This is a genomic window from Actinomadura sp. 3N508 (assembly GCF_044326375.1).
Taxonomy (GTDB): Bacteria; Actinomycetota; Actinomycetes; order Streptosporangiales; family Streptosporangiaceae; genus Spirillospora.
This window is the reverse complement of record NZ_JBIRAX010000017.1, coordinates 58,833-81,585: the sequence shown is the minus strand read 5'-3', so window position 1 is coordinate 81,585 and position 22,753 is coordinate 58,833. Positions and strand designations below refer to the sequence as shown.

Genomic DNA, 22,753 nt, shown 5'->3' with positions numbered 1-22,753 from the left:
CGCGGCAAAGCAACCTGCGAGGGCCGACGGCGTCTCTGGTACATGGAAGGTCAACTTCTCAGAAATGAAGGACCGGACCCGCTCATCCGATCGCCCCTGGGGGCCGCCTCATCGAGGCGTCTCGGATGAGCGGGGCTGAGCCGATGGTCGCCGATCACCCCCCGGACCATCCGCGCGAGGCGCCCGTCACCGACGCGACGTCCCCCGATGCGATGTCCACCGATGCGATGTCCACCGATGCGATGTCAACCGATGCGACGTCGGCGGTCACCGATCTCTACCGAGGGCACGCGCTGGGGCTGATGCGCCTCGCGCTGATGATGGTCGGGGACCGGGGGACGGCCGAGGACGTCGTCCAGGACGCGTTCGCCGGCCTCTACAAGCGGTGGTCGCGGCTGAAGGACCGCGACAAGGCGCTCACGTACGTGCGGTCCGCCGTCCTGAACCGGTCGCGGACGGTGCTGCGGCGGCGCGGCAGGCCGTTCCGCACCGTCCACCAGCCGCCCGTCTGGTCGGCCGAGGCGGCGGCGATGGTCGCGGAGGACCGGCGGGAGGTCATGGAGGCGCTGCACCGGCTTCCCGTCCGGCAGCGTGAGGCCCTGGTCCTGCGCTACTTCTGCGATCTGTCCGAGGAAGAGATCGCCGACGCGATGCGGGTGAGCCGCGGCACCGTCAAGTCGACCACATCCCGGGGGATCGCCGCGCTGGCCCGGATTCTTAAGGAGGAGCAATGAACGGACCCGAAGAACGCCTGACGAACGCGCTGAAAGACGTCGGGGAGACCGTCCACTCGGCGGACGTGCCACCGCCGCCGTTCCCGGACCGGTCGCCGTCGCCCGGGGTGTTGTCGCGCCCGCTGGTCGTGGGCGCCCTGGTCACCGTGTTCGTCCTGGTCATTGGGGGCGTGTTCGCGGGCGGCTACGTCGCCTTGGATCGAACGTTCGGCGACCGGTCCGAGAAGAACGCGGCGGCGGTGGCCGGCGAGCGCAGGGTGGCGGTGTTCCTGTGCATTCCGACGACCTCCAATTCCGCCTGCGGCATGCAGGCCGCGAGCGAGCTCCAGAAGCAGGACGTCCAGCGGCGGCTGGAGGCCATGCCGCAGGTGCGGCGCCTCACCTACGAGTCGCAGGAGCAGGCGTACGCGAGATTCAAGGAGCGCTTCGCCGGCAACGACGACTTCGTGGCGAAGACCCGGAAAGGTGACCTCGCCGACTCTTTCCGCGTGGAGGTCGCGGACGACGGGGCCGCAAGGGCGGTGAAAGCCGCGATCGATGGCCTCCCCGGCGTGGACAAGGTCGTCATCGAGCCCCTCGCGCCTCGTGCATGATGGAGAGATGCCGTATCGCGTCACTTTCGTCTGCACGGGGAACATCTGCCGCTCGCCGATGGCCGAATGGGTCCTGCGCCAGCACGTCGAGGACGAGGGGCTCGATGTCGAGGTGGACAGCTCCGGAACCGGCGGCTGGCATGCCGGCGACGAGGCCGACGAGCGGACGGTCGCGGCACTGCATCGTGCCGGATACCGGTCGGCGCACATAGCCCGGCAGTTCGAGCCCGGCTGGTTCGGCCGCTACGACCTGATCGTCGCGCTGGACGAGGGCCATCGGCAGGCGCTGCGCGCCATGGCACCGGACGAGGAGACCCGCGGCAGGATCCGGCTGCTGCGCGAGTTCGACCCGGACGCCGACGCGGCCGACCTCGACGTTCCCGACCCGTACTACGGCGGCCGGGCCGACTTCGATCTCGTCCTGGAGCAGGTGGAGGCGGCCGTTCCCGGTCTCCTGGAGGAGATCCGCACGGCGCTCAAGGAGCGCTGAGCCGCGTGCGCGGCGGGGCGCCGTCCGGCCTGCGTGATCGGGTCGAGCGCCTTCTCGGGGTCGGGGTGGACGGCCTGCACGGCCTGGGGGCCAGCCACTCGTGGACGCTGCACCGCGCGTCCCTGGCCGACGGCCGCGACGTTTTCGTGAAGGCCGCGGCCGAATCCGTGGGAAACGGGAGCGGCGACCTGGACGGCGTGTTCGCGGCGGAGGCGGCGGGCCTGCGCTGGCTGTCCGAGGCCGCCGCTTCCGAGCCGGGCGTCAGGGCACCCGTTCCGGACGTGGTCGCGGCGGACGAGCACATGCTCGTCCTGCCGTGGCTGACGTCCGCGCCGCCTGACCCGTCCACCGCGGAACGGCTCGGACGGGAGCTGGCCGCGCTCCACACCACCGCCCGCCCGGCCGCCTACGGCGCCCCCTGGGACGGCTACATCGCCGACCTCCCGCTCGACAACACCCCGGTACCGGCCGGCGACGGCGGCGGCTGGGGCTGGCCCGGCTGGTACGCCGAACGCCGCCTCGAACCGTTCCTGCGCCTGGGTGCCCGCCACCTGTCGTCCGCCGACGTCCGCCTGGTCGAACGCGTCATGGCGGACATCGAGACGCTCGCCGGCCCGCCCGAGCCGCCGAGCCGCATCCACGGCGACCTGTGGTCCGGCAACGTCCTGTGGACGGACGGCCGCGCGCTGCTCATCGACCCGGCCGCCCACGGCGGCCACCGCGAGACCGACCTCGCCATGATGGCGCTGTTCGGAACGCCGCACCTGGACCGGATCCTCGCCGCCTACGACGAGGCCGCGCCGCTCGCCGCCGGATGGCGCGCCCGCGTCCCGCTGCACCAGTTGCATCCCCTCCTCGTGCATGTGGCGCTGTTCGGCGCGTCGTACCGCGCCTCCCTGATCGAAGCGGCCCGCACGGCGCTCGGCTGACACGGCGCTTGGCTGACACGCCCGATCCGGTTTCACTTCGATGTGGTAACTCCGCGTTCATGGGTTTTTGTCGCGATGGAGATGAGGTAGAAACGACGGGCGGCACGGACGCGAAGCGGAATGATCACAGGGCGCGACGGACTCGCCCGGCCCGTGGCGTGTGATAGGTCTACTGAGCAGCGGAAAGGCAGGTGCGGGACGGCCCGATGGACGGCAGGCGCGAGAATCCACCCTGGAGGGGGCTCATCCCCGTCGCCATCGCCGCGGCCGGGGCGCTGGTCGTCGCCGGCGGGATGGACGTCGTCCACCGGCAGCAGCGCGCCACCGAGAAGAAGCACGAGGCCGCGCCCGCCGCCGGGGCCAAGAAGACCGAGCCCCGGTTCGTCGTCGGCGTCGCCGCGTCGGGCACGGCGCTCATCGTTCGCGACGTCCGCAGCGGCAAGGACGTCGGGTTGCCCGTCGCCGCGCCGCAGGGCCGCCGCTTCCACCGCGTCGCGGCGCTGAAGGACGGCTCGTACGTCGTCGCGTCCTACGCCGACCGCGCGGTGACGTTCCACCGCCTCACGCTGCAGGACGACGGCCGTCCCGAAGACCTCAAGGACATTCCGAAGGCCACCGTCCCCGGCGTGTCCACGTCATGGTCGGACCTGGCCGTCAGCCCGGACGGCGGCCGCATCGCCTACGTCACCTACCAGCGCGCCCGCAGCCGCGTGGACGTCGTCGCCGCCGGCACCGGCGTCCATAGGGTGTGGACGACGAAGCTGCCCGCCCGCGTGAGCAGCCTGTCCTGGTCGGGCCCGATGCTCTCGTTCGTGTGGAGCCCGGTCGCCCGTTCGGCGGGCGGTGAGGTCGCCGAGTCCAAGCACCAGCTCCGGACGCTCAACACCGATGGCGCGACGGGCGACCTGAAGCTGAGCAAGGCCGTCCTGACGCTCCCCAAGGGCAGCACCACGGCGATCCTGAGCCGTGACGGCAAGACCGTATTCGCCGGCATCGTGAAGGACTCGCAGATGTCCGTGCAGGCGCTCAGTGTGGCGGGCCAACCCGCCAGGCTTCTGTGGAACCAGACGGTGAAGGAAGAACTGACCAGCCTCGACACCGCGCACACGGGCAAGGCCCTACTGGCGACCGCCGGAGACCTCTATACGGCCGACACCGCCGTCCCAGGGCAGGATTTCGCCGACGCGGCCTGGTGAGCCCGGCTTCCGGACGGCCTAAAGTGGGTCGCACGGAACCGGGCGAACGGAGCGAAACCGTGGGCATGGTGATGGCAGTGAGCTTCACCCGTTACGGCCGGCTCTACTACCTCGACCCCGGTACGCACAGCCCGAAGGTCGGCGACAAGGTCCTCGTCCCCACCGACTCCGGCCCCGAGGTCGCCGAATGCGTCTGGGCGCCCCAATGGGTCTCCGACGACATCGGCGGCCTCCCCGAATGCGCCGGCCCCGCCACCGACGAGCACCTGGCCCGCGACGAGACCAACCGCCGCCGCCGCGCCGAGGGCCGCTCGATCGCCAAGCGCCTCATCCGCAAGCACGACCTCCCCATGAAGGTCATCGGCGTCGACTTCCTCGACCACGACAACGTCTTCAAGATCTACTTCACCGCCCCGCACCGCGTCGACTTCCGTGCCCTCGTCCGCGACCTGGCCCGCGGCATCAAGGCCCGCGTCGAACTCCGCCAGGTCGGCCCTCGCGACGAGGCCCGCCTCCAGGGCGGCATCGGCCCCTGCGGCCGCGACCTGTGCTGCGCCACCTTCCTGAAGGACTTCGAGCCCGTGTCCGTCCGCATGGCGAAGGAACAGGACCTTCCCGTGAACCCGCTGCGCATCGCGGGCGCGTGCGGGCGCCTGATGTGCTGCCTCAAGTACGAGCACCCGCTCTACGTCAAGGCACACGAATCGATGCCCGCGCTGGGCTCTCGGGTGGACACCCCTAACGGCCCTGGCCAGGTGGTGGGACGCAACGTCCCGTCCGACAAGGTGACCGTCCGCCTGGCGAGCGGCGGCCGCTGCTCCTGCCCGTCCGCCTCTGTGTGCTCGCCGCGCCAGCAACACGAGGCCATGTACGACCCCGCCGCCAAGGACGACCCCCAGCCCTGACCAGCGCACCGCACCGCACCGCACCGCACCGCGCTGCGTCGCGCCGCCGTCCGCCGACAGGCGCGGAGCTCCTCGCGCTCACCGCCCATGGCATGGCAGTTGATACAAAACTGCCATCATCCTTGGCACATTCGTCCTCTTGTAAGGACCTTCATTCTTCTGCACTATTCCGGCAAGTCGTCATCCTGGGCATCCCACCCCCCCGCCACTTCCGCAGGAGGCCCTGTGAGACCCCGCATTTCCATGATCCTCACAGCCGCCATGGCCACGGCCGCCATGGTCGCCGTCGCTCCCGCCGCGTCCGCAACCGTCCCCAACGCCGTCGCGACGGAAGGGGGCGGGCGCGCCGCCGCCGCCAAGCCCCCGCCCAGCGGAGAGGGCGGCCAGCCGATCTTCGCGAAAGGCGGCGTCCGCTGCACCCTGGGCTTCAACGTCCGCAAGGCCGACACCTACTACTTCATTACCGCAGGTGGCTGCGCCAAATCGGGACAGAAGATCTATGCCGACCCGGGGTTGACCGTCGAACTCGGCACCGTCGTCTCGGTCATGAACGTCGCCGTGGCGCTCGTCGTCTACGTCGAACCGCATGTGGAGAGGCCGGGCAGCGTGCTTGGCTTCCCCGGGTCCCGAGACATCACGGCCGCGGGCAAGGCGACCGTCGGCCAGCCGGTCTGCCGCAGCGGCTCCACCACCGGCGTGCGGTGCGGCACCGTGACGGCGCTCAACCAGAGCGTGAGCTTCCCCGAAGGGACGATCACCGGCCTGGCCAGGACGAACATCTGTGCGGAGCCCGGCGACAACCCCGGCGCGCCCTACTTCACCGGCACCCTGGCGCTCGGAGTCGGGATCGGCGGCAGCGGCAACTGCAGCAGCGGTGGGACGTCCTTCTACCAGCCGATCAACGAGATCCTCAGCGCCTACGACGTCAACGTGTACTGAGGTGCCGGAGGACGAACGTCCAGACGACGCCCGTCCACATCACCGAGCGACCCGCCCGGCCGCCCGGTCACCCGCCCGGCTGCCTGCCCATGAGCCGCCCCGACTCCAAATGGCATGCCGGAGCTCACGGTCAGTGACGCAATTGGCGGCAACTGGCTATTAATGCAGGCCCGGTCCTTGTCCAATGTCCAACGGCCTCCATCGATCTCACTGGTCTTCGCCTGGCATTTGATAGACGGCAACCGAAAATCTTGGCAGTTTCCCCCCTTGTTGCGGATGTCGTCCTTTCTGCACTATTCCGGCAAGTCGTCATCCTGGGCCGACTCCCCCCTCACCCGCCATCCCCAGGAGGCCCCGTGAGACCCATCCCCCTGACAATGCTGGTGAGCGGCACGGCCATCATCGTGGCCGCGGCTCCGTACATGATCACCCAGGCGCCAGATGTCGTGTCCGCTCCCGCCCCGGCTCCGGCTCCCGCTCCCGAGTCCGAGCCCGTGCCCGACACCGAACCCGTCCCGGAAAGCGACTCCGCGGACCAGTCCGCGCGAGGCTACGGTGCCCGCGCCTCCGGTGCCGACCCGGCGCGCGGTCGCGGCCGGGACGGCGACGCCCGCCGGAACGAGGACGGACGCGCGTCCGTCGTCGCCCCTCCGGTCGTCGCCGCGCCCGCCCCCGGCGGCCCCGGCACGGCACCGAAGCCCAACCCCGGGCCTGACCAGGGCCGTACGCCGGACCCGAAACCGTCGCCGGACGACGACCCGACGCCGGACCCGGACCCTTCGCCGGACGACGACCCCCCTCCACCGGCCCACGAGCCCGACCCCGAGCCGGACCCGGACGAGCCGCACAGCCTCTTCGGCCCACCGGACCCCGAGGGCGGGGAGACGATCTTCGCGCGCGACGGCATCCGCTGCACCCTGGGCTTCAACGTGCGCAAGGCCGACAGCTACTACTTCCTCACCACGGGCGCCTGCGCCAAGGTGGGCCTGAAGCTCTACGCCGATCCGATGCTGATGATGAAACTCGGGACCGTCGTGTCGGTGACGAACGGCACCACCGCCCTCGTCCGCTATGTCAGCCCCCACGTGGAAAGGCCCGGCAGCGTGGGCACCCCCACGGGATCGCATGACGTCCTCGGTGTGCAGAACCCGAAGATCGGCCAGCAGGTCTGCCGCATCAGCCCCGACACCGGCAAGCAGTGCGGCACCGTGACGGCGCTCAACACGAGCGTCACCTTCCCCGAAGGGACGATCACCGGACTGGTGAAGACCACCATCTGCACCGAGCCCAGCGACTCCCCGGCGGGGCCCTTCCTCTCCGGTCCCTTGGCACTCGGTCTGGGATTCGGCGTCGGCGGACACTGCTCCAGCGGCGGGTCGACGTTCTTCCAGCCGGTCGACAAGGTCCTGAACGCCTTCGGCGCCGAGGTCTACTGAACACATCCATCGCCATCTGAACCAGCACGGCCGGCCGGCACCCGACCGGCAGCCGAAGACCGGTGGCCACCCGGCCCCGGCCGCTCGCAAGCCGCCGACACCCGCCAGCGGCTAATTCGGTTGTGCGGTCGGACGTTGCCGATCTAGCGTCCGACCATGGACTCACCGCTGCCGGACACCCCCGTGCGGCCGCTCGGAATCAACGACCTCCCCGCCTGCCTGCGCCTCGCCGAAGACCGCGACTGGGGACGCGAAGACCGCAAGTGGCGGTTCCTGTTCTCCGTCGGCGACGTCTACGGAATCGACGACGGGAACGGCGAACTCGCCGGCACGGTGATATCGACGCCCTACGGCAAGGACGTCGCCGCCATAAGCATGGTCCTCGTTGCCAAGCGCTACGAGCGGCGCGGCCTGGGCGGACGGTTGATGCGGCACGCCATGGACACCACGGAGACGGCCAGTCTCTGCCTCACCGCCACCGACTATGGCCGTCCGCTGTACGAGCGTTTGGGATTTCGTTCCGTGGCGCTCTGCACGGCGTACACGGGCGTGGCCGAGGGGCTGTCCAAGCGGGGAGTGTCCGTCCCGGTGGAGGCGAGCGACATGCCCGCCGTCCACGAACTCGACACAGAGGTCTTCGGCGCCGACCGCTCGGAGGTCGTCAAGGGCCTCCCGTCCTTCTGCGAATCGTTCCGCGTCATCCGCCGCAGGCACGGCATCGCCGGCTTCGGAGGAGCTTGGTGGAACGAGGACAGGACCCTGGTCGGCCCGGTCATCGCGCAGGACACCGAAACCGCCCTAACCCTCGTGGACGAGGTCGTCCCACCAGGCCCAGTGCGCCTGGACGTCGACCACCGCCACCCGGAACTGATCGCGTGGGCGGAGGCACACGGCCTGCGACCCGCCTTCACCACCACGGTCATGGAATACGGCGCTCCCATCAACAGCGACCCGTCCCGCCTCTACGTCCCCGTAGCCCAAGCCCTAGGCTGACCACCCTCGCCTCCAGACCCCGGCGCCCGCCACCACCGCATTCCCAGCACCCAGCCCCCAGCACCCGGCACCGGCACCGGCACCGGCACCCTGCACCCGGCACCGGCACCCGTGGGTCGGCCCCAGCACGCGGGGTCGGCCATTGCGCCCGGGGTCGGCCCTAGCGCTAGGAGCAACGCCTAGGACTAGCGCAGCGCCCAGCGCCTAAGCCTCCGTCTAGCGGTGGCATGGCATGGCATGGCAGCCGGCCGGACGCCTTCGCGAGCTCAGCGGGCAGCCCGAACGGCCGAGGCCGTCTTCCCGTTCGGAAGGGCGTAGCGGAAGATCTTCTTCCAGGTGCTGCCGACCTGCTTGGACAGCGAACCCGTGTGGTACGGCACGCCGTACTTCTCGCACAGGGCCCGGACGCGCGGCGCGATCTCGGCGAACCGGTTGCTCGGCATGTCCGGGAACAGATGGTGCTCGATCTGGTGGCTGAGGTTCCCGGTCATCAGATGGAACAGGCGACCGCCGTCGATGTTGCCCGACCCCAGGAGCTGCCGGACGTACCATTCCCCCTTCGTCTCGCCCTCCAGCCGTTCCTCCTCGAACACCTCGATGTCGCCGGGGAAATGCCCGCAGAAGATGACCGTGTGCGCCCACACGTTCCGCACCACGTTCGCGGTGAAGTTCGCGGCCAGCGTGGAAAGGAACTGCGGACCGCTGAGCAGCGGGAACGCGACATAGTCCTTGCCCCACTGGCGGAGGATCTTGCGTCCGATCGCGCGCAGCTTCGCCTTCGTCACCTCCTTGTCGTCCGTGCCCTCCTGGATCTCCTCGACCTCCAGGTCGTGCATCGCGACGCCGTACTCGAAGAACATCGCGAGCAGCACGTTGTAGAGCGGCTGCGCGAGGTGGGCGCGGCTCCATTCCTGCTCGGGCGAGACGCGCAGAAGGCCGTAGCCGACGTCCCGGTCCTTGCCGAGGACATTGGTGAACGTGTGATGGACGAAGTTGTGCGTGTGCTTCCACTGGTCGGAGGGGGAGACGTTGTCCCATTCCCAGGTCGTTGAATGGATCTTCGGGTCGCGCATCCAGTCCCACTGGCCGTGCATGACGTTGTGCCCGATCTCCATGTTCTCCAGGATCTTCGCGACGGCCAGCGTCGCGGTCCCGGCGATCCAGGCGGGCGGCAGCGAGGACGCCATCAGCAGCGCCCGCCCCCCGATCTCCAGGCCGCGCTGCCACCGGATGACCCGGCGGATGTAGGCAGCGTCGCGCTCCCCTAGGCCGCCGATGATCTCCTCGCGGAGCGCGTCCAGCTCACGGGCGATGGCCTCGTAGTCGTCGTCCCTGAGGTGCCCGGTCGTGGACACGGCGGCGCTCATGGTCGTGGCGGTCATCCTCGTGCTCCTTCAGAGTTCGATTTCCACGGGCCCGGCCGCGGCCGAGACACAGGTCTGGACGATGTCGCCTTCTTCCCCGTGCACCTCGCCGGTCCGCAGGTCCCGGACCTTCCCGGAGCACAGGCGGCCGACACAGCTGCGGCAGATGCCCATCCGGCACCCACTCGGCAGCAACGCACCGGCGTCCTCCCCAGCCACCAACAGCGGCGTACCGCCATCCGCGTCGACCACCACACCGCTCCTGCTGAACGTCACACGCCCGCCCTGAGCGTCACCGCCCGCCTCGCCCCAGACAGTCTGGAAACGCTCGACACGCAGCCGGTCCTCCACCCCGGCAGCGCGCCAATGTTCGACGAGATCGTCCAGCATCTCCCCGGGCCCACAGACCCAGGCCTCCCGCTCCGCCCAATCAGCGCAGATCCCCGCCAGGTCGGACGGCTTCAACCGTCCCTCGACCAACGTGTGCCGTTCATGCAGCCTCACCCCTCGCATGGCACGCAGCTCGGCACCGAAGATGACCTGCCCGGCCGTCCGATCCGAATGAACGACCACGACATCGGACGAGCCGCCGAGCCGCCGAAGCATCGCCATGACCGGCGTGATCCCGCTCCCCGCCGTGACGAACAGCAGCCTGCGCGGCACCTTCGCGGGCAGGACGAACTCACCGTCCGCCTGCCCGAGCCGCACGATCACACCGGGCCGGACCACCCTGACGAGATGCCCGGAGACGAAGCCGTCTGCCGTGGCCTTGACCGTGATGGTGATGCGCCCGTCCCGCCGTGGCGGGGACGACAGCGAGAACGTCCGCCAATGCCGGACACCGCCCACATCCACCCCGACCTTGACCCACTGCCCCGGCAGATGCCCCCGCCACGCACGCCCCGGCTTGATCACCAGGGTCGCCACATCCGGAGCCTCATGCCGAACAGCCTCGACCCGCCCCCGAAGCTCCACCGTCGACCACAGCGGGTTCAACAGCCCGAGATAGTCCTCGGGCAGGAGCGGCGTGGTCAGATGCCGTACAGCCGCCTCAAGCCCCCGGCGTGTCACACGAGGCGCCGCCACGTATCGCCGCGAAGAGGTGGCCAAGGTCCCTCCCGAAGGAACGCTAACTTACGTTTGCGTAACCTACGAAGCCGTAAGGACCTGTTCAAGCCCCCAACCGTAAAACGCGACGGGCATCACACCACCACAGAATGTCCCATCCACCACTGTCACGCCACCACACACCCACCCCACCGACCCGGGACGAACGCAAAACCATCCCGGCCAACCCCACACCAGCCCCCGCACAGCCCCGTGCCACCCCGCGAGCCGGGGCAGACGCGCCCGCTTCACGGTCAAGCCGACGCCAGCCGCCTCCGCCCCCGCACAACCCCATGCCATCCCGCCGAGGCGAAACGGACGCATCCCCTTCATGGTCAACCGACGCCAGCAGTCTCCGCTCCCGCGCGGCCCCATGCCATCTCGCGGAGGCGAGGCGGACGCAGCACCTTGACGGTCAAGCCCGCGCCAGACGTTCCGTCTCCGCGCAGGCTTCTCCCGGCTCGCCGACGGGGAATGGACGCACCCCGTTCATGGTCAAGGCTGCGCCGGGCGGCTCTGTCTCCGCGCGGCCCCGTGCTGTCCCGCCGACGCGATGCGGGCCGCATTCCTTTCACGTTCAAGGCTGCGCCGAACAGCTCCGCAGCCCTGTGCCGTCCCGCCGAGGCGGGATGGAGGCATCGCATTCACGGTCAAGGCTCGCCCTCGGACGGCTCTGCCGTCTCCGCCCGGCCCTGCGCCGTCTCGCCAGCGCGGGCGCGTCACCTTCATGGTCAGGCCCGCGCCGGACGGCTTCATCTCCGCGTACCCGTGCTGTCCCGTCGAGGCGAGACGGGCGCCTCAGCATCACGGTCAAGCCGCCGCGAGTCGGCTACGTCCCTGCGCGGCTCTGGGCCGTCTTGCCGCGGCGAGATGGACGCACCCCGTTCATGCTCAAGGCTGCGCCGGGCGGCTCCGTCGTCTTTGCGCAGCCTTGTGTCGTCTCGCCGAGGTGAGGCGGGCCGCATTCCTTTCATGTTCAAGGCTGCGCCAAAGGGTTCCGCGACTCTGTGCCGTCTCGCCGAGGTGGGACGGGGCGCATCTCTGCATGGTCGAGGCTGCGCCGGGCAGATCTGCCTCCGCGCAGCCCTGTGTCGTCTCGCCGCGGCGGGACGGGCGCATCACCTTCACGGTCAAGGGCTATGCCGGCCGGCTCCGCGGCTCTGTGTCGTCTCGCCAGGGTGCGATGGGCACATCCGCTTCACGATCAAGCCCCACGCGAGACGATTCGTCCCCTCGCGTGCCCCTGCGGCGAGACGGGCCCAGGCGGCGGCGGTGCGCCACCTGGTCGCCGCCAACACGGCACCGGTCGCCTATCGGGCAGGCGGGCGGGTGCCGTACCTGTCAACGACGGAGTTGACCTTCCTAAGGACTATTCGGTGACCTGTGTTATGTCGGCTATATGCCCTCTGGCCAGGCCGTATAGCTTTCCTTGTGTTGGGTCAGGGTTGAGTTGGGTCCATTCGACTGTTGAATCGAAACATTGACGGAACAGGCAGCTCACTGTGATGCCTGATCAGGCAAACTTGCTAGTCGGGCGGGGTTGCCGGACGCCGTCGACGAAGATGTCGACCTTCTCGCTGTAGAAGCAGACCAGCCCGGCGACCTTGCGGCTCTCGTCCAGCGGGGTCGGGTACGACCACGCCAGATCCTCATGGACGTTCTCGCCCGCGCGCACCGACCAGTACTCCGCGGTGCCCTTGTAGGGGCAGTGCGTCACCGTGTCGGTGTGTTCGAGCAGGTCCATCCGGACATGCGTCTTTGGCAGGTAGTAACGCACTGGCAGGCCCGTCTCGAACAGCAGCCTCGGGCTGGACGATTCCGCGACCGTCACCCCGTCGACCTCGACCCGCACATGACGCGAAGCGGCCAGTACATCCACGCGCGTGTACGGGTCCCGCGGATGGACGAAGACCTCCTCGTCCTCCTCGAACCAGGCGTCCATCGCCGCCCAGTCCAGGCGGACGAGACCGCGCAGTTCCTCGATGGGCGACTCCGCGTACCGGACGGCGGCGCCCCGTGCCTCGGCCCCGTCCACCTTCACCGTGTAAGCGGTCGCGTCACCTCGACTCGGCGACCGCTTGCCCGGCCCGTCCTCGACGAGCTCGGCCCGCACGTCCGCCGCAGGGAAGTAGTAGGTCGGATAGTAGGGGACCTCCCACACCAGGAACGGACCCGTGGTGTCCGCCACCAGATGGCCGCCGAGATAAGCCCGGACGCGCTTACCGCTCTTCTCGATCCGGACCTTCGTCTTCTGCGATGTGCTCATGCCTGGCCAACCCCGTCGCCCCTTCTCCTATGCCGCCTCCTTACCTCTTTCGCGAAACTCGCCCGGATCCGGTCACGGTGCGGGGGACCGCGAAGATCGGGAGGAGGGCGAGGAGCAGGATCGCCGCCGCCCACCAGAACGTTTCGGTGAACGCGCTGGTCAGAAGGGCAGGCGTCTCCGCCGTGTGCCGTGCGGCGACCTCGGACAGGCCGCCGTCCGCGCCGGGGATCTCGCCGCGGATGGCTATCTGCAGGGCGACCGCCGTCGCCGCCGTGCCGAACGAGCTGCCCACGCGGACCAGGATGGTCGCGCCGGTCGTCGCCGCGGGCACCGTCTCGCGCGGCAGTCCCTGGTAGGCCATCGACATCAGGCTGGGGGTGATCATGCCGTGGCCGAGCCCGACGACGAACATCGCCCCCATGATCATGCCGGAGCCGGTCTCCGGGGCGAGCGTGGTGAGAGCCAACGCACCGGCGAGGACGCAGAGCATGCCGCCCACGGCGAACCATCGTCCGCCGAACCTGTCGACCAGCCGCCCCGACACCGACATCGTGACCATCGCGCCGATGCCCATCGGCGCCAGTAGCCAGCCCGCCTCCAGGGCCGACTCACCACGGACGATTCCCGCGAAGAGCGGGATCAGGATCATCAACCCGAACACCGAGCCGCAATACAGGAACAGCCCTCCGGTGGCGCCGGTGAACGCTCGGGTGCCCAGCTGGCGCAGGTCGATGAGCGCTCCCTGCCCCTTGCGCAGCGCGTGCGCGACGAATGCGGCGACCAGGACGCCTCCGGCGATGACGCTGAAAAGGAAGCCCGGGCCGGTGAGGCTCGTCCCGTTACCGGCTTCCGACAGCCCGTACACCAGGGCGGCCAGACCGGGGGACAGCAGCAGCATGCCGACGACGTCCAGCCGGGCGTCCGTGCTGCGGTCGGTGTCGCGCGGCAGCATTCGCAAGGCGGCGAACAGCGCGATCGCGCAGAACGGGACGTTGACGAAGAACATCCACCGCCAGCTCAGGTTGTCGACGATCACGCCGCCGAGCAGCGGACCGAGCACCGGCGCGAGCATCGCCGGGACCGAGACGATGCTCATCACGCGGCCCATCCGCGCCGGCCCGGCCTCCCGGACGAGCATCATCTGCCCGACCGGCATCAGCATCCCGCCGCCGAGGCCCTGCAGGACGCGGAACGCGATCAGCGAGGGGGTCGACCACGCGAGCCCGCACAGCAGGGAGCCGCCGATGAACAGCCCCAGCGAGACGAGCCACATCGTCCGGGCACCGAACCGCTGCACCGACCAGCCCGACAGCGGGATCGCCATGGACAGGGCGAGGGTGTAACCGGTCACCACCCACTGGATCGTCGACAGCGAGGTGTCGAACTCCCTGCCCAGCGCCGTGACCGCGACGTTGACGATCGTGGAATCGAGGACCGTCATGATCGCGCCGAGCAGCACGACGACCGCGAGGTTGCGCAGGTGCGGGTCGATGCCCTCCCGGTCGGCAGGAGGTGCGGTCGTTGCGCTGGTCATCCGGCCGCCTCCCTGAATCCGTACACCGTATCGGCATCACCATACACCGTCTCGCGCCACCCGTACACCGTATCGATACGCTGTATCGCGTAGGATCTTTGTCGTGGCAGGTTCAGCGAGGTCAGGCGACGTGTGGACGCGTCCCCGCGGCGGGCGCCGCCCGAAGCTGACGCGGGAGGCGATCGTCGAGTCCGCGATCAAGATCGCGGACGCCGAAGGCCTGGCCGCCGTGTCGATCCGCCGCATCGCGAGCGAGCTGGGCGTGCGCGCGATGAGCCTCTACACCCACATCGACGCGAAAGAGGACATTTTCGACCTCATGTACGACGAGGTCGCAGAAGAGACGCTGGTCAAGGGCGATCTGCCGGACGACTGGCGCGAGGCGTTCCTCCAGATCACCCACAAGGAACGCGAGACAGGCCTCAAGCACCCCTGGATGTTCGAGCTCTCCCACCGCTCCCCGCGTGTAGGGCCGAACGGGCTGCGTCACGCAGAGCAGTCCTTGGCCGCCGCCGCACGGCTCACTGACGACCCAGAGAGCATGGTGGCCATCATCACCACCGTCGACCACTACATGCTGGGCTACACGCTGCGAGAGCAGCACGTCCAAGAGATCGGTGAGAACGGCCTGGAGCGCGCTCACACCAGCCTCCTGGAGCGCGAGTACATCCGCCTGCTCCTGGAGAGCGGAGAGTTCCCGCACCTCAAGCCCGTCTTCGAGAGGGGCCTCTACGGGCGCGTGGACTTCGAGCGGGGTCTCAACTGGCTGCTCGACGGCATAGAACACGACTACGGCCAGAAGTAGCTCCAGCGGCCGTGTCAACGTACCGTAGGCGACGACGTACGTAGTGTTACGACGAGACGGGGTCTCCAGTTGCGGGCAGCGAAGTTCATCAGCGTGGCCGCCGTGCTGACGATGGCGACGGTCACCGGATGTAGCGACGACGACGGTGAGAGGGCGACCGCGTCAGCGAGCGTCCCAACCGGCCTCGACTCGTTCTACAAGCAGAAACCGTCCTGGAAGGACTGCAAGGACGGATTTCAATGCACGACCGTCCAGGTACCTCTCGACTACACCAAAACGTCTGGCGAAAAGGTCGGCATCTCCGTCATCAGGCTCCCTGCGGAGGATGAGTCCGACCGCATCGGCTCCCTCCTGATCAACCCCGGCGGTCCCGGAGGTTCCGGTACGGACTTCGTCCGCCAGGCGGCCCGGACGTTCGGCAACGACCTGCGCAGCAAGTTCGACATCGTCGGCTTCGACCCCCGCGGTGTCGCCAAGAGCGAGCCCGTCCGCTGTAACACCGGCGCGCAACTCGACGACTTCTTCGCCACCGACTCCTCCCCGGACGACCAGAAAGAGACAGCCACGCTCGCCGCCAAAGGCAAGCAGTTCGCCGACAACTGCAAGACCAAGGCGGCAACCGAACTCCCATACGTGGGCACCGTCAACGCCGCCCGCGACATGGACGTCCTACGCGCCGCCCTAGGCGACCAGAAGCTCACCTACTACGGCGCCTCCTACGGCACCTACCTGGGCGCCTTCTACGCCGAACAGTTCCCCAAGAACGTCCGTGCCCTGGTCCTGGACGGCGCAGTCGACCCCAGACAGTCCTCGACCGACATGCTGATCGAACAAGCCAAAGGCTTCGAGACGGCCCTGCGCGCCTTCGCCGGCGACTGTGTCAAGGCAGGCTTCTGCCGCTTCGGCAACTCCGTCGACGCGGTTGTGGCCACGGTCTCGTCCTTCCTGACCAAGACAGACCAAACACCGCTCAAGAACACCCGAGACTCACGCAAGGTCACGGAATCCCTAGCGACCATGGGGATAGCACGGGCGCTCTACGTCAAGGAGTACTGGCCCGTCCTCCGCCAAGCCCTCACCCAGGCAATCCAGAACGCCGACGGCACGATGCTCCTGACCCTCGCCGACGAGATGGTGGAACGGAAGCCCGACGGCACCTACAGCACCCAGACCGACGCGAACATGGCCATCAACTGCGTCGACAAACCCAACCCGCCAGACCTCAAGACCTACGGCAAGTCCGCCACCGAAGCCGAGAAGGCGGCCCCCCGCTTCGGTCCGTTCGTCGTCTGGGGCGGCCTGCCGTGCGTCTACTGGCCCGTCCAGAACCAGCAACAGCCGAAACCCATCACCGCCAAGGGCGCCCCACCGATCGTCGTCATCGGAACCACCCGCGACCCCGCCACACCGTACAAGTGGTCCCAGAGCCTCGCCGAGCAGCTCTCCAACGGTGTCCTCCTCACCCTCGACGGCGACGGTCACACCGCCTATCTGCAGGGCAACAGCTGCATCACCGACGCCGCCGACAAGTACCTGATCACCACCGACCCGCCCAAGGACGGCACCACCTGCCGCTGAATAACCGGTGTACGCACTGCCCCGGAGACCCGGTAGACTGCAACCCGCCGTGCCCCGCACGGCACGCCGCCTTAGCTCAGTCGGCAGAGCGATTCACTCGTAATGAATAGGTCATCGGTTCGATTCCGATAGGCGGCTCCCACGTCAAAGGCCCCTTCCGATCTTGGAAGGGGCCATTTTGCTAACAGGCTTGCTAGCAGCGACGTCTAGGCCGCCTCGTTCATGACCCGCGCGAACACGTCCGCCGCGGCCACCTCGGCCGACCGGATCACGTGCGCGTAGACCCGAAGCGTGATCGCCGGATCGGCGTGCCCGAGCCGAACGGCCACGACATGGACGGGGACGCCAGCCAAGAGCAGCGTGGTCGCGTGAATGTGCCGCAGGTCGTGCACCCGGGCATGGGGCAGTTGCTCAGCCGGACGCGGCCCCTCCTTCGGCGCGTTGTAGGCCCGGATGGTCTTGGTCATGAGCCAGCCGACAGAGTCGGGATGGATCGGGTTGCCCCACCCGGTCGCGAACACGTAGCCGTCTTGCGTGCCGCGCCACCTCTCGCCGACGAGGAGCTTGTCAGCCGCTTGGTCTCTGCTGTGCTCCCGCAGGACGGCCACGGTCTCGTCGTCGATGCTGACGACACGGGAACGCCCGCTCTTGGTGGCCCCCTCGATGCGCTTGCCAGCGATGATGCCCGTGGAGCCGCTGATCGTGATCTGCTTCGCGTCGAGGTCGATACTCGACCACCGCAGGTTGAGCAACTCCCCGCGTCGTGCACCCGTGTATGCCCCCAGGTGGTAGAAGGCGAACAGCCGATGCTGACGAACGGCAGCCAGGAACGTCCGGAGCTGCGTGGCCGTCCACACCGAGCCCGGTTCGTTCAGCGTCGCCTTTGGCCGCTTGGCCCGCTCGACGGGGTTGGCCGGTATGAGCTCGTCGACCAGGACGGCGTCACCGAACGACTTGCGGAGAATCGCGTGCGTCCGCGTGACGGTCGAGATGCCGAGCGGTTTGCCGCCCTCGCCACCGCCCGTCAGGAGGTCGCGGTAGAGTTCGTGATCCGGACCGCGCTGACGGTCGGGCTCGGTGCGGGGGGCGGGTTCGCGTTGTTTCTCAACGCTCGCCGTCAGTGGTTGCAGGAACACGCGCACATCCACCAGCAGGGGGTGGATCCGGCCCAGCAGGCCCATGAGCGCCAGCGGGCCCCAGGATGACCTGACCCAGGTGTTCAATGAGCGGTTCGGGCCTCCGCTGCCCAGCTCGGCCATGAGGAGCCTGCCGTGCGGCTGGCTGGCGTGTACGCCATGGCCGGACTCGCCGACGATTGGAACAGGGCCGCCAGACCTATATCGACGTGCTGTGCGCCGTTTTGCGGTTGCCGTACACGCCCGACCCGGGAGAGATCCCTGCCGACGGCCAGGACATGGCCGCGCACGCCGAGACCCGCGCCGCCTACCGGAAGGCCCGCGAGGTCCGCCACACCATCATCCGGGTCATCGGCAACCACCTCAACGGCCACACCGACGTCTACTGGCGCGGCCACTACCTGAACTTCACCGGCGTCGTCTTCGACGGCGGCGACTCTCGCAGCGCCGTCTTCAGCAACGCATGCATCTCCTTCCACCGCGCCCGATTCGTGGGCGGCCTGGCCGACATCCGCGCTGCCCGCTTCGAGGGCGGTGAGGTTGTCTACCGCGGTGCCCGGTTCGAGGGCGGCACGATCGTGCTCGACTTGGCGACCGGGCGGTGGCCCTTTGGGCTGCCCGACGGCATGGCCCGGGAATCCTGAAGCTACGGCGAGACCGGCGTTTTGGAGCAGGAGGGTCCGGGCTGTGGCGAGGGTGGACGAGCGCACCCGGTTCTTAGTGTCCGGGGATCGAACCAATCCCGACAGCACCCACGGGGGCGTGGAGCGCAATCAAGACCTGCGTGGTGCGGGAGCGGATGCCGACCAGGGCGTGAGGTCGAGTTCCGGGTACCGCAGCGCCATGCCGGCCAGCGTCTGCGGCGTCCAGCAGCGCCTGGGCGAGTGCCAGGATGCGATGGTTCACCGCCAGCAGGCTGATCTCGGTACTGGCGAACGGGAAGGTGTCGATTCCAGCGAACTCGTCGCCGATGAAGCGGCTGCGGCGCGGGTCGGTGCCCTCATGGAAGCCCTCGGCGGAGGGGAACAGCAGGCTCAGTTCGCTCACCGCCGGAGTCAGCTCCTCGGAGGGGATGAACTCCGGGAGGATCACGAAGCCATCGGCCCGCCAGTCCCGCGCGGCGTTCTCAAGGTTCATCCCTCCAGGATCATCCGAGTGCGCGACCACGGGCCATCGGTTTTCGCGCGTACGGTTCACCCCCCGCCTAGCTGACCACCCTAACCGCACATCGCTACCTGGCGGCTGGGGACACGTTCGGGAGCGGAGGGCCACTGTGGCGCGCTGACCTAGGAGACGCGCACCTGATGGACGCGCGCGGACCTGCGGCGTGCGGGCACTGACCGGCGCGGCCCTGAGGGGCGCGAACCTGGAAGACGCGAACCTGCGCGGGGTGACTGGCCTGTCGGAGTCACAGATCCGGGCGGTGGCGAGGGTGGAAAGTACACCCGGTTCTAGCTGTCTGAGAATCGATCGATTCGACTCAGACGTCGCAGCCAAAACTGGCCACCGACGGCCGCCACCATCGGGAGGCTGTTGACTGATTGGCTGCGAGCGGACGCGTCGGACGAGGACTAAGACGGGCATGGCGAGGCTGGAGCGCGCGCTGGATCGGCGCGCCGACAGGCCGTTGCGGGTAAGGCCGCTGGCGGCCGGGTTCTGGTGCTGGCAGCCGGCGCGGCCGCGGCTGCGGCGATCTGGGTGACCACCGCGTGGCTGCTGGGGGTCGCCGACGACGCCAGGCGGGTACCGAACGGGCCAGGCTCCGGGTGGACGCGGTCCGCACCGGCCTGGCCGCGGGTGCGGGTGCGGGTGCCGCGGTCGGCCTGATGCTGGCGTTCCGGCGGCAGCACCAGGAGCTGGCCACCGCCCTGGACGAACTGGATGCCGCCGAGCGGCGGGTCACCGAGCTGTACAACGTCGCCGCCGAGCAACTCGGCTCCGACAAGGCCACGGTTCGCCTTACCGCCCTGTACACCCTGGAACGGCTGGCCAACGATAACGAGCGGCATCGGCAGACCATCGTCAACATCATCTGCGCCTACCTGCGCCTACCTGCGCATGCCTTACACCCCGCCCCGCAGCCTCGGCCCGGAAGTAGAACACCGTGAACGGGCCCGGCGGCCCGCCGCCCGCTACCGCGCCGCCCAACCCGCCCCTCAACCGACGGGCCGCCCGCGCCCGACTCGCACGAAGAGCACCAGGTTCGCCTCACCGCACAACGCCTCTTGCACACCCACCTACAGCCCACCGCCGACGTCCCCTGGGACAACATCTCCCTCGACCTGACGGGCGCCACCCTCACCGACTTCACCCTGGCCCACTGCCACCTCCACACCGCCGCCTTCAACCACACGACCTTCTCCGGTGTGCAGCGCCTCGACGAATGGGGCGCTTTTGAAGGGGGCGGCACTGTCGAACCAAGCTGACACGAGCTGTGCCGCAGATCGTGAGCTGGAGCCCGGCCTGGGGCGGCGCGCGCGATGCGCCTTGTGTGGTGACGACCGTGCGTCGCTGATCTGGGCCTTCTTGCGTCCTGGGCAAGTAAGCGCGCTGCTCGTCCAGCTTCGTCACAGTCGTCTGGCGCACCCCCGCCAGCGGGTGATGTCCAGGCCGGGTGGGATTGCTTGCGTCGGGGGCGTCGCGGCCGGGGTGTTCGAGCGGTGCAGCGAAGTGAGCTGCTCTCAGGTGTGGGCCGTGGTGGAACGGCAGGTGGGTGGCTGTGCGCCAGGAGTCCGGGAGTTTGAACGCCGTCAGGACACCGGTGTCAGGTGCTTGGCGAGGATCTTCAGGTGCGTTTCGCGGGCCTCGGCGTGGCATCGCCGGCCCGCGTCGGTGATCTCGACGAAGACACCGCGACGGTCGGCTTCGCAGAGGCCGCGTTGTACGTATCCGTGCTTCTCCAGGCGGGCGACCGTGCGTGAGAGGGCGCTCTGACTGAGGTACATGGCCGCGGCGATCTCCTGCATGCGGCGCTTCTCACAGTTTGCGTCAACGAGGCGGTCGAGCGTTTCGTACTCGCTCATGCTGAGGCCGTGGGCGTCCTGGAGAGCGCGGTCGAGGGCGCAGGCCACCGTGTTGTAGCAGGTCGCCAGCTCGCGCCACCGGTCGACGAGTGCAGCCTCCGCTTTCATGTCGCGGATCCTAGCATGCGCGCGCATCTGATGCATCCGAATTAAATTCTGCAGAATTTAGTGCGTGGACATTTGATGCATGCGCATGTACCGTCCTTCGACGTGACTATCACTGACACCTCACCTGCCTCCACCGTCGGTGCGCCGGCCACCGAGAGCGCACCGGCCGAACAGACCTGGACTCCCCGGCTGTGGGGAGTCCTCGCCGTCCTGTGCGCCGTGTTGTTCCTGGACGGCCTCGATGTCTCGATGGTGGGCGTCGCGCTGCCGTCCATCGGTGCCGAGCTGGGCCTTTCGACCACATCGCTGCAGTGGATCGTGAACGGTTACGTCCTTGGTTACGGCGGGTTGCTCCTGTTGGGCGGACGCACCGCCGATCTGCTCGGCCGCCGGAAGGTGTTCCTCACCGCGCTGGCCGTTTTCGCCGTCGCCTCGCTGGTAGGCGGCCTGGTGAACGACGGTACGTTGTTGATCGCCACCCGTTTCGTCAAGGGTCTCGCCGCCGCGTTCACCGCGCCGACCGCCCTGTCCATCTTGACGACCACGTTCCACGAAGGGCCCGCACGCAACCGTGCGCTGTCGGTCTTCTCGGTGTTCGGCGCCAGCGGATACTCGTCCGGCCTGATCCTCGGTGGCCTCCTGACGAGCTTCGGATGGCGCTGGACGTTCTTGACGCCCGTGCCCCTCGCCCTCATTGCCCTCGTCGCGGGCCTTGCGCTGATCCCGCGGGACAAGCCGGCGGCCGGCGGCGGCCACGACATCGTCGGCGCCGTGACACTCACCGGTGGCATGCTGCTCGCCGTTTACACCGTCGTCTCCGCGCCCGAACGGGGCTGGCTGGACCCGCTCACGCTGGGCTCGGTCGCCCTGGCGACGGCACTTCTGGCCGCCTTCTTTGTCACTGAGAAGAAGGTGCGGCACCCGCTGATCCGGCTCGGCATCCTGCGGATCGGATCGATCGTCCGGGCCAATCTGAGCATCGTCGCGCTCTTCGGTTCGTACCTGAGCTTCCAGTTCATGATGACGCTCTACCTGCAGGACGTCCTGCGCTGGTCGCCGCTGAAGATGGCCATGGCATTGCTGCCGGCCGGACTCGTCGTGGCCTTCGGCTCCCCGTTCGTCGGCCGTCTCATCGACCGGTACGGGACGCCTCGCCTGATCATCAGCTCCATGACGTCCCTGACCCTCGGTTACGGATGGTTCCTGGCCACGGCCGGGAACGCCCCGCACTACCTGGTCACGATCCTGCCGACGATGCTCCTGCTGGGCGGCGGGTTCGCGTTCGGGTTCAGCTCGATCATGGGGCAGGCGACGGACGGGATCGACGACTCCGAGCAGGGGCTGGCGTCCGGACTCGTCCAGACGTCGGGACAGGTCGGTGCTGCCCTGGTCCTGGCCGTGGTCACCGCTCTGGTCGCGGGTGGGACAGCCGCCGGCGGCGATGGCTTCGGCGAGTTCCACCCGGGCGTCAATCTGGTCGGTGCCGTCGCCGTGGTCGGCTTGGCGCTGAACCTGGTGCCGCTGCTGCGCCGCTACCGCCCCAAGCACGCCTGACTCTGTCGCAGGACGCGGGGACGCACTCACTCAGAGTGCGTCCCCGCACCCATGGTCAGGTTG

23 protein-coding genes and 1 tRNA gene are annotated in these 22,753 nt (G+C 68.8%); 17 read left to right on the top strand and 7 right to left on the bottom strand.

Features of this window, described 5'->3' with window-relative positions; genetic code table 11:
* The first annotated feature begins 125 nt into the window (after positions 1 to 125).
* The 9 genes from ACH34S_RS39015 (at position 126) to ACH34S_RS38975 (ending at position 8,215) form a co-directional block, all read left to right on the top strand.
* Complete coding sequence (locus ACH34S_RS39015) at positions 126 to 734, top strand: SigE family RNA polymerase sigma factor (RefSeq protein WP_395957949.1); 609 nt, start codon at positions 126 to 128, stop codon at positions 732 to 734.
* On the top strand, positions 731 to 1,327 hold the full coding sequence (locus ACH34S_RS39010) for a permease-like cell division protein FtsX (protein ID WP_395957948.1): 597 nt from the start codon (positions 731 to 733) through the stop codon (positions 1,325 to 1,327). Before ACH34S_RS39015 ends, ACH34S_RS39010 begins: the two co-directional genes overlap by 4 nt.
* 7 nt (positions 1,328 to 1,334) lie before the next feature.
* The gene (locus ACH34S_RS39005) at positions 1,335 to 1,817 is read left to right on the top strand and encodes a low molecular weight protein-tyrosine-phosphatase (protein ID WP_395957947.1); all 483 of its coding nucleotides are present in this window, start codon (positions 1,335 to 1,337) and stop codon (positions 1,815 to 1,817) included.
* Positions 1,818 to 1,822: 5 nt separating this feature from the next.
* Positions 1,823 to 2,746 carry a fructosamine kinase family protein gene (locus ACH34S_RS39000; RefSeq protein ID WP_395957946.1) on the top strand — a complete coding sequence of 308 codons (924 nt, stop codon included), beginning with the start codon at positions 1,823 to 1,825 and terminating at the stop codon, positions 2,744 to 2,746.
* A gap of 206 nt (positions 2,747 to 2,952) precedes the next feature.
* Positions 2,953 to 3,942: a hypothetical protein gene (locus ACH34S_RS38995; protein ID WP_395957945.1), complete on the top strand. Its 990-nt coding sequence runs from the start codon at positions 2,953 to 2,955 to the stop codon at positions 3,940 to 3,942.
* Between the two features lie 71 nt (positions 3,943 to 4,013).
* Complete coding sequence (locus ACH34S_RS38990; protein WP_395958019.1) at positions 4,014 to 4,847, top strand: stage 0 sporulation family protein; 834 nt, start codon at positions 4,014 to 4,016, stop codon at positions 4,845 to 4,847.
* A 225-nt stretch (positions 4,848 to 5,072) separates the two neighbouring features.
* Complete coding sequence (locus tag ACH34S_RS38985) at positions 5,073 to 5,786, top strand: S1 family peptidase (protein ID WP_395957944.1); 714 nt, start codon at positions 5,073 to 5,075, stop codon at positions 5,784 to 5,786.
* Positions 5,787 to 6,142: 356 nt separating this feature from the next.
* Complete coding sequence (locus tag ACH34S_RS38980; protein WP_395957943.1) at positions 6,143 to 7,222, top strand: S1 family peptidase; 1,080 nt, start codon at positions 6,143 to 6,145, stop codon at positions 7,220 to 7,222.
* A 156-nt stretch (positions 7,223 to 7,378) separates the two neighbouring features.
* Complete coding sequence (locus ACH34S_RS38975) at positions 7,379 to 8,215, top strand: GNAT family N-acetyltransferase (protein WP_395957942.1); 837 nt, start codon at positions 7,379 to 7,381, stop codon at positions 8,213 to 8,215.
* Positions 8,216 to 8,481: 266 nt separating this feature from the next.
* Here the strand turns inward: ACH34S_RS38975 and ACH34S_RS38970 are convergent, their stop codons facing one another.
* The 4 genes from ACH34S_RS38970 to ACH34S_RS38955 all read right to left on the bottom strand — a co-directional run bounded on the left by ACH34S_RS38970 (position 8,482) and on the right by ACH34S_RS38955 (position 14,486).
* Positions 8,482 to 9,597: a fatty acid desaturase family protein gene (locus ACH34S_RS38970; RefSeq protein ID WP_395957941.1), complete on the bottom strand. Its 1,116-nt coding sequence runs from the start codon at positions 9,595 to 9,597 to the stop codon at positions 8,482 to 8,484.
* Positions 9,598 to 9,609: 12 nt separating this feature from the next.
* Entirely contained in the window at positions 9,610 to 10,689 is a 1,080-nt protein-coding gene (locus tag ACH34S_RS38965) for a ferredoxin reductase (RefSeq protein ID WP_395957940.1), read from the bottom strand.
* 1,510 nt (positions 10,690 to 12,199) lie between these two features.
* Complete coding sequence (locus ACH34S_RS38960; RefSeq protein WP_395957939.1) at positions 12,200 to 12,952, bottom strand: DUF427 domain-containing protein; 753 nt, start codon at positions 12,950 to 12,952, stop codon at positions 12,200 to 12,202.
* 40 nt (positions 12,953 to 12,992) lie between these two features.
* The gene (locus ACH34S_RS38955; RefSeq protein WP_395957938.1) at positions 12,993 to 14,486 is read right to left on the bottom strand and encodes a DHA2 family efflux MFS transporter permease subunit; all 1,494 of its coding nucleotides are present in this window, start codon (positions 14,484 to 14,486) and stop codon (positions 12,993 to 12,995) included.
* A gap of 103 nt (positions 14,487 to 14,589) precedes the next feature.
* On the opposite strand from ACH34S_RS38955, the gene ACH34S_RS38950 reads away from it, so the two are divergent.
* The 3 genes from ACH34S_RS38950 to ACH34S_RS38940 all read left to right on the top strand — a co-directional run bounded on the left by ACH34S_RS38950 (position 14,590) and on the right by ACH34S_RS38940 (position 17,007).
* On the top strand, positions 14,590 to 15,291 hold the full coding sequence (locus ACH34S_RS38950) for a TetR/AcrR family transcriptional regulator (protein ID WP_395957937.1): 702 nt from the start codon (positions 14,590 to 14,592) through the stop codon (positions 15,289 to 15,291).
* Between the two features lie 93 nt (positions 15,292 to 15,384).
* On the top strand, positions 15,385 to 16,869 hold the full coding sequence (locus ACH34S_RS38945; protein WP_395957936.1) for an alpha/beta hydrolase: 1,485 nt from the start codon (positions 15,385 to 15,387) through the stop codon (positions 16,867 to 16,869).
* Between the two features lie 65 nt (positions 16,870 to 16,934).
* Positions 16,935 to 17,007, top strand: a tRNA-Thr gene (locus ACH34S_RS38940).
* Positions 17,008 to 17,075: 68 nt separating this feature from the next.
* Here ACH34S_RS38940 and ACH34S_RS38935 read toward each other — a convergent pair.
* Positions 17,076 to 18,128: a tyrosine-type recombinase/integrase gene (locus ACH34S_RS38935; protein WP_395957935.1), complete on the bottom strand. Its 1,053-nt coding sequence runs from the start codon at positions 18,126 to 18,128 to the stop codon at positions 17,076 to 17,078.
* Between the two features lie 56 nt (positions 18,129 to 18,184).
* Here ACH34S_RS38935 and ACH34S_RS38930 point away from each other — a divergent pair, with 56 nt between their 5' ends.
* Positions 18,185 to 18,649: a hypothetical protein gene (locus ACH34S_RS38930; RefSeq protein WP_395957934.1), complete on the top strand. Its 465-nt coding sequence runs from the start codon at positions 18,185 to 18,187 to the stop codon at positions 18,647 to 18,649.
* A 73-nt stretch (positions 18,650 to 18,722) separates the two neighbouring features.
* On the opposite strand, the gene ACH34S_RS38925 is transcribed toward ACH34S_RS38930, so the two are convergent.
* Positions 18,723 to 19,142, bottom strand: a complete 420-nt coding sequence (locus tag ACH34S_RS38925) for a hypothetical protein (RefSeq protein ID WP_395957933.1) — start codon at positions 19,140 to 19,142, stop codon at positions 18,723 to 18,725.
* A gap of 190 nt (positions 19,143 to 19,332) precedes the next feature.
* On the opposite strand from ACH34S_RS38925, the gene ACH34S_RS38920 reads away from it, so the two are divergent.
* From ACH34S_RS38920 to ACH34S_RS38910, 3 genes are all read left to right on the top strand, one after another.
* A complete protein-coding gene (locus ACH34S_RS38920) occupies positions 19,333 to 19,542 on the top strand; it encodes a pentapeptide repeat-containing protein (RefSeq protein ID WP_395957932.1) in 210 nt (69 codons plus the stop codon).
* A gap of 172 nt (positions 19,543 to 19,714) precedes the next feature.
* Complete coding sequence (locus ACH34S_RS38915) at positions 19,715 to 20,113, top strand: hypothetical protein (protein WP_395957931.1); 399 nt, start codon at positions 19,715 to 19,717, stop codon at positions 20,111 to 20,113.
* A 117-nt stretch (positions 20,114 to 20,230) separates the two neighbouring features.
* Positions 20,231 to 20,431: a hypothetical protein gene (locus ACH34S_RS38910; protein WP_395957930.1), complete on the top strand. Its 201-nt coding sequence runs from the start codon at positions 20,231 to 20,233 to the stop codon at positions 20,429 to 20,431.
* Between the two features lie 324 nt (positions 20,432 to 20,755).
* On the opposite strand, the gene ACH34S_RS38905 is transcribed toward ACH34S_RS38910, so the two are convergent.
* On the bottom strand, positions 20,756 to 21,136 hold the full coding sequence (locus ACH34S_RS38905) for a MarR family winged helix-turn-helix transcriptional regulator (RefSeq protein ID WP_395957929.1): 381 nt from the start codon (positions 21,134 to 21,136) through the stop codon (positions 20,756 to 20,758).
* Positions 21,137 to 21,238: 102 nt separating this feature from the next.
* Here ACH34S_RS38905 and ACH34S_RS38900 point away from each other — a divergent pair, with 102 nt between their 5' ends.
* The gene (locus ACH34S_RS38900) at positions 21,239 to 22,690 is read left to right on the top strand and encodes an MFS transporter (RefSeq protein ID WP_395957928.1); all 1,452 of its coding nucleotides are present in this window, start codon (positions 21,239 to 21,241) and stop codon (positions 22,688 to 22,690) included.
* Positions 22,691 to 22,753 lie beyond the last annotated feature (63 nt).